The sequence below is a fragment of the Moorena sp. SIO3B2 genome (genome assembly GCF_010692525.1).
GTDB lineage: Bacteria > Cyanobacteriota > Cyanobacteriia > Cyanobacteriales > Coleofasciculaceae > Moorena > Moorena producens.
Genome location: NZ_JAAHHE010000323.1, coordinates 1 through 6,795, shown reverse-complemented (window position 1 = coordinate 6,795; position 6,795 = coordinate 1). Strand labels below are relative to the sequence as shown.

The 6,795-nt window shown below is 40.5% G+C and carries 4 protein-coding genes; 1 reads left to right on the top strand and 3 read right to left on the bottom strand.

Annotated elements, in window-relative coordinates; translation table 11 throughout:
- Positions 1-3,111, top strand: a 3,111-nt coding sequence (locus tag F6K38_RS32545; protein WP_287359216.1) for a HEAT repeat domain-containing protein, incomplete at its 5' end; no start/stop codon positions are given.
- 4 nt (positions 3,112-3,115) lie between these two features.
- On the opposite strand, the gene F6K38_RS32540 is transcribed toward F6K38_RS32545, so the two are convergent.
- The 3 genes from F6K38_RS32540 to F6K38_RS32530 all read right to left on the bottom strand — a co-directional run bounded on the left by F6K38_RS32540 (position 3,116) and on the right by F6K38_RS32530 (position 6,369).
- Entirely contained in the window at positions 3,116-4,807 is a 1,692-nt protein-coding gene (locus F6K38_RS32540; protein WP_287359214.1) for an ArnT family glycosyltransferase, read from the bottom strand.
- Positions 4,808-5,112: 305 nt separating this feature from the next.
- Positions 5,113-6,069 (bottom strand): isoaspartyl peptidase/L-asparaginase, encoded by a 957-nt coding sequence (locus tag F6K38_RS32535; RefSeq protein WP_287254238.1) that lies wholly within the window; start codon positions 6,067-6,069, stop codon positions 5,113-5,115.
- A 141-nt stretch (positions 6,070-6,210) separates the two neighbouring features.
- On the bottom strand, positions 6,211-6,369 hold the full coding sequence (locus tag F6K38_RS32530) for a DUF2256 domain-containing protein (protein ID WP_071986927.1): 159 nt from the start codon (positions 6,367-6,369) through the stop codon (positions 6,211-6,213).
- Positions 6,370-6,795 lie beyond the last annotated feature (426 nt).

Here is a 6,795-nt window from a genome sequence, read left to right as displayed (position 1 = left end):
TCTGCTCCTGATGCGATCGCGCTTTTTTTGGAAGACTTTTTCCAAGACAGGGAAGTACAGGAGGAATTACACAAACCCCTCCAAGAGGATAACAAAATACCCTTAACCCCTTTACTTGTGGAGAAATTTAAGCAGGTAGCCTCAAACTATGCCCCCACTCAACCACAAGATAGTTTTATTCTTCCCTGGATCGAAACCTTTGTCAAGACTTATAGTGAGAAAACCCGCAGTTATTTACAATTTCAACTAACTAAGGAAAACTATTTCCGGCAAATTGCCAACAGGATTGATCATGTTAAGTTTGCTGGGATGTTGGTAGGGATCCAGGATGGAAACCATTCCCTTAAGCTTGACCAAATTTTTGTCATGCCTGAGGTGGAAGTGTTACATCCTCCCAGTAGTCAGCGACCGGTAGAGTTGTGGCTGGATCATGATCAGGTAGCATTACCCGGTAAGCCATGGCAGCCAATGGTTACGCAAAGGGCTCAAAAAACTCTTGCCCAATATTTATTAGCCCTAAAAACCTGGCAGGCTAATTCTGCTAAATCCCGGAAGGTGATGCTACTGGGTGCGCCTGGTTCAGGTAAAACCACCTTAATGAATTATGTTGCTGTCATGTTAGCCCAGAAGCAACCAGAAGCAATTGGGTTAGCGCCAGATATTGACTGGCTGCCGATTTTAATTGATATCCGGGATTGGGTCGAGTATTCAGATATCAGTATTCTAGAGTATGCACGGCAGTTTGCGGAAAAAACCCTATTGGTGAAATCCCTGCCTAAAGGTTTCTTTGAACATTGGTTGGAGGATGGACGAACAGTGATTTTGCTCGATGGACTTGATCAAGTTACAGAACCAGCCAAAGGTGAGCAAGTCGTAGGGCAAATTAAGGATTTTATCCAGCAATTTCCTAACAATTGGGTAATTATCACCTCTGATAACGACCGTTACTCTAACTCAAATACCCCCTGGGAGTTTTTCTGGAACGAAGAATTTTATCGCTATCAACTTCAGTCTTTTGATGACAGTAAAATTGAAGAATTTATTCAGCGCTGGTACTATAGTCAGATTCAAGACAAAGCAGAAGCACAACGACTTAAAGAAAGCCTGAGCAACTTACTATCTGAGCATCAGCAGATTAAACTTTTGGCACAAAACCCCCTATTGTTGACGATTATTACTTTAATTCACCGCTATCATTTCCGATTGCCTTTGGAGCGCTATCAGCTTTATGACCAGGCAGTAGACCTGTTATTAACCTCCTGGGATAATCAACCAGATATTAATAAACCAGATATTAGTAATAATCAGAAGCTGAAATATCTGGGATTGAATGATTGCAGACGATTGATGGAACGTCTCGGGTATTGGATGCATACCCAGGAGAGTAAAAAGGAAAAAGATAAAAAGGATAAAGAAGGTAAGATAGTAATTAATCGAGATCAACTAATTGCTTGGTTTGGTAGAGAAATTCAAACCCTGAAACAGATTCAGTTATACGATGCCAAGGCAGAAGCCAAACGGTTGCTTAATTTGATTAGCGTTCGCGTAGCGGCTCGTACCGAGCATCGCGTAGCGGCTCGTACCGAGCATCGCACTGGCATTTTAACACAACAAGGGTTGGATGGTTACGCCTTTATCCATAAAATATTTCAAGACTATCTTTGTGCTCAAGAAATTAACTATCAAGCCGATAATGAAGAGAATTTTGATATTATCCTGACTCATATCCAAGACTATCTCCATGACTCCCACTGGCAAGACGTGTTGCTGCTACTAATTGCTCAGCTTAAACCCAAAAAAGCCGCTAAAGCAATTCAGGAAATTTTAAATCATGGTAGTGAGTATGAGTCTTGGTTACATCGGGATTTATTATTTGCTGCCACTTGCCTTACCGAAAATCCTCAACCCTTGAAGATAGCAGATAATTCCCTACTGCAAAAAATTTTAGCAGCATTAGTTACCCTAGCAGCCAGTGATTCACGGCGAGTTGGTTACCAAATTCATCAGCAAGTCTTTCAAACCCTTTCCGACTTGAATCAAACTGAGATTAAACTTGACGTTTTACAACTGTTGAAAGATAGAGCCAACTCTCAGAAAGATACACAATCCCAGGAACGCCAAGTCGAGTTAGGGCAAAACCAATTAGGGCAAAACCAGTTAGAGCAAAACCAATTAGGGCAAAACCCGACAGTCCTCAAAACCTTTTTGGCAGGGCTAGAAGATAAAAATAATACCGTGCGTCACCAGGCCAGTGAGATATTAACTAGTGATAGATTAACTAGTGTAACTAAATTAGACTATCCCGACTATTATCTCACTACTACCGAGCACACTAGTCTTCAAAAAAATATTCAGAACTTATCACTAAGCGCTATTGTCAGATTAGACAATACTTCAGAAAGCTTAGTAAATACATTGCTGAGCTGGCTAAAAGATGACGATGCTACCATTCGTTCTGAAGCAGCTTTAGCATTAGGTGAATTGGATCAGGTTTCTGAGCCAGTAGTGAATAGCTTGTTGATGGGGCTAAACGATAAAAATGCTCGTGTTCGTTACTCCAGTATCTGGGCATTGGGCAAATTGAAGCAGCATGGTAAAACCGTTGTGAGTGCCTTATTGACAAGGCTAAACGATCAAAATTCTCGTGTTCGTTGCTTGAGTGCTTCGGTCTTGGGTAAATTAGAGCAGCCTGGTGAAACCGTAGTCAGTGCTTTAGTCACATGCCTCAAAGATAAAGATTCTGATCTTCGTTGTGCCGCTGCTACTGCTTTAGGTCAGTTAGGTAATGGTCAGTTAGGTAACCTTTCTGAAACAGTGATCAGTGCCCTACTACCACAGCTAGAGGATCAAGATTCTGATGTACGTTGTGCCGCTATTAAAGCCTTAAGCCAGTTGGGTAATTCTTCACAAGTTGTGATCACTGCCTTGCTGGGGTGCCTCAAAGATGAGGAATCTGGTGTACGTGCCTCAGCAGCTGAGACCTTAGCTGAGTTAGGTAAACCATCTAGTTATGTGTCCAGTGCTGTTGCACAATGGATTGAGCTGCACCAAGCCTCAGACTATGTGGGTAGTGGAATTGATGCTCTGTGGAATTTGGAGAACCCAAAGTAGGTTATTAGTTATAGGTCAGATCATTTTTGGCAAAAATCACCATTCTATTCTGAAGAAAATCAATAGTTTTAGGATAAATCCATCCTGGAACCTTTGGAGATTCTTGGTCAAATACAATGTGATAAGGATAGTTTTCCTCTAAAAGATCGCTAAAAAATTTGTATAGGGAAGGATAGTCATTTTTAAGACGGACAATAAATCTTTTGTAGTAGCGGGAATTAACCGCAATATAGTCTGGTTTTCGGTCTTTCAATCTCTCAAGGGTATACCATTGTGTATCTTCTTCTCTATCTTCCTTCTCCCAGCGTATATGTGTTGACCACTGCAGGCGTGCCATGATCCAGGGATTATCTTTAAATAGACGGCTAAACTTTTTTTTACGTCCGCTAATATCTGGCATTATTTGTTCTGTTAAAATCACCCCTGGTATCTTACTAAATTGTGGAGAATAGGCACTCGATTCTATTGAAATTCCCTTTTCAATATTTGTTTTTACCCACTCTTGAGCTACCATTCGAGGGTCTTCTGTAAAACGCTTACCCACATAAAAACTGCAAATCAAGTTGTAACTTAAAATAACTAGTAAAAGTCCAATCATTAACCGCCGATTTACCTTGATTTTATTCCAGAATACACCAGAAATAATTAAACCAAAAGGAACTATTGGCATTACGAAGCGAGTTTCCATTCTCGGAAAAGAGCCAAACTTAAAATAATATAATAAAAATACACTAAAAAGTAACAATATCCCTTTATGTTCGAGGGGTTTTTCCTTGTCTACAGCAAGACTATAAAAACAAAATAATAAGCCAAGCAAAAACACTAACCATGATGGTAAACCGATAATTTCTTGGATGGCGACAACAAATTCCCCAAAACTATTCCCTTCTGCAATTCCCCCATAGACAGGGGTGACAATATAGTTGTACCAAAAATGCTCCCAAAAAGTAGAATAGTCAAGTAAGGCAAAGGGATTGCATACCAAAAAACCAATAACGACCATCGAAAGACTAATAATAAGTTTTTTGTCGAACAGTAATTTTTTCCATTGCCTCAATGATATTGAAGTAAAGGAAAGAACATGAGCAACAACAATTCCCATTCCTATTGCCAAACCATTATATTTAGTAGCTGTGGCAATTCCCGTGCAAAAACCAGCTATAACATAATCCGATAACTTGCCAGATAACAAAATATTTTGAGCGAAATAGAAGGATAATAACATCCAAAACATTACGGGAATCTCTGTTGTCAAAAAATGACTAAAGCTGATGAAGCCTGCGCTGGTAGCAAAAATAATTGTCACTAGGCGAGCTGGGAAAACCCCAAAAAACCTCTTGCAGATCTGATAGACTAAAATAATTGAACCTAAAAACAGAAAAACTGTTAGCATTCTTGACCAGAGGAGTTTAGCTGGATTAATATCATCGGCGGATATATGTAGAGTATTGCCGATTAATTCAAAGGGTAAAACAGATAAAAAGTAAACAAAATAGGTATGAAAAGGTGGCTTCTGAAATGATTCTGGATTGAAAGGTAATTTTCCAGCTTGAAAAAGTTCTTTAAAGCCCATTTGGTCAGGATTCCATTCTTCCACCCATCCCCAATTAATCCCGTAGATACAGAAAACTAGACCCAAGAAAAGAGCAAATAGCAAAACCTTGTCTAATTTTTTGAGCATTTTAGCACTATTCATATCATGTCTGCTTGATTACTTACGATACAGCAGTTTTCAATTGGGTTAGGTACTTTCGTCTTGGGTTTTAGGGAGCAGGGACTGCAGTCGCTCTCAGAAAAAATGGCTAAAAGTATTGCTAGGCAACGCTTTTAGCCATTGAGATCCTATTTAGTATAAAAAATCAATTATCAAAATCTCAAAGCTATAAACAATAGTAGTTTGAGGCGACTAAAGTATATAGCTTAGTCTAACAGGTACCGAAAAGCCATTAATAATAACTATCAAGATTTCAGCATCCTGTATCCGTAAGTTGTCAGATACCCTTAAATCGAGAGAAATTCCACATCCTTAGTCATATTCAACGTATCCACAATCTTTTCCCCAGTATGATAAGCCGCTAGCAGAACTTCACTAGTTTTGCCCCATGCGATCGCACCATTAGCATCTAGAGCGATAGCGGCAAAATCTCGCTGATTCTTCCGAGCTTCCTTAAATGAACGCTCCATTGCATTAACCAGGGATAAACCATCAGTGACTCGCACCACAATCCTTGCTGCTAGACACTCTTCCATAATGTCTTCCCCGATACCGGTGCAGCTCACTGCTGCATTTGCCGTAGCGTAATTTCCTGCTGGCATCGCCGAGTCACTGACGCGACCAATCCGTTCAAAACCCTTACCACCAGTAGAGGTCCCTGCTGCCAGATGACCCCGGCCATCTAGTACAACCACACCAATGGTTCCCCGTCGAGCTTCAGAGCTGGTCACCAATTCGTCCTCAGCAATAACCCCCGCCATCTTATGGCTAAAATTGGCCTGCCTTTCTTGGAGCCACTCTTGTAACCGCAGCTTCGTCATAGGATTGTAAACCGGGAGTTGAAGGTCTCGTAACAATTCTGCCGCTCCATAGTCCGACAGCACGCGGTCATCGGAGCCTTGCAACGCTTCTGCCAGCTGAATCGGATGCTGCACTCGCGACACATTAATCACACCGCTGAAGCGTTGAGATTGACCTTCCATCAGGGACGCACTCATCCGGATTTGCCCATCTGATTGCAACACCGAACCGGTTCCAGCATTAAAGCGGGGGTCATCTTCTAACAGTTGGCAACCTCGGACAACAGCATCAGTCGCACTAGTACCGTTCACTAACAAGGCATAAATCTCCTCAATAATTGAGTGGAGGGACTTGCGAATCGCATCAGCCCCTCCTTTGCCTTTTATAGAACTACCAGCACCACCGTGGATAATGACTTTGGGACACACCGTCTTCACAAACATACACAATACTGAAGAAAATATTAAGGATTAGAACACATAGTGTGAATTATGAGACTCTGATGTGTCAAGTATGAAAATATACAAAACACAAAAAGTTCACTGACAAAACCTTTGGAAGTAGCCCTGGTTATCGTTTATACCTCATCCCTGCTTCACACCAGATTTCCTTCTGCGACAGCGTTCTGAGCAATATTTGACTTCCTCCCAACAATCTTCCCATTTTTGGCGCCATGTAAAGGAACGTTGACAAACAGGGCAAATTTTTGTTGGCAGGTTCGATTTGGATTGCTTACGTGTCATATTAGTTTTATTATAAACTATGAATAATTATAATTGTAACATTTTATTAAGTTATCTCAATTTTATTTAAGTTTATTTAACAAAAGTTAATTATACAGCGGTTAATTGTTAATTGTTAATCGTGAATTGTTAATCGTGAATTGACCACTTTTGAGTTTTGATTGTCTATAGAAATTCTAAATAGGTTGTGAAATTTCACGGGGGCAGGATACCCGTACTCACCAGGATTTTGGGTTTCTGAATTTTCACAACTCGTTTATAAAACCTATAATTTTTCCGACTTATCAAGTACTTCGTCCTAGGTTTTAGGCAATAGGTTTTAGGCAATAGGGAGTAAGGATAAGCCAATTGACTGTACATCATTACTCGGAGAAATGCTATAGTAGTGGACAAAAGAACTCTTCTCGCCTGTCCCAACTAATCGAT

What these genes read in the sequence shown, in the direction of transcription:
- F6K38_RS32540 (WP_287359214.1), bottom strand. Translation starts at nt 4,807, where the DNA reads ATGAATAGTGCTAAAATGCTCAAAAAATTAGACAAGGTTTTGCTATTT.
- F6K38_RS32530 (WP_071986927.1), bottom strand. Translation starts at nt 6,369, where the DNA reads ATGACACGTAAGCAATCCAAATCGAACCTGCCAACAAAAATTTGCCCT.
- F6K38_RS32535 (WP_287254238.1), bottom strand. Translation starts at nt 6,069, where the DNA reads ATGTTTGTGAAGACGGTGTGTCCCAAAGTCATTATCCACGGTGGTGCT.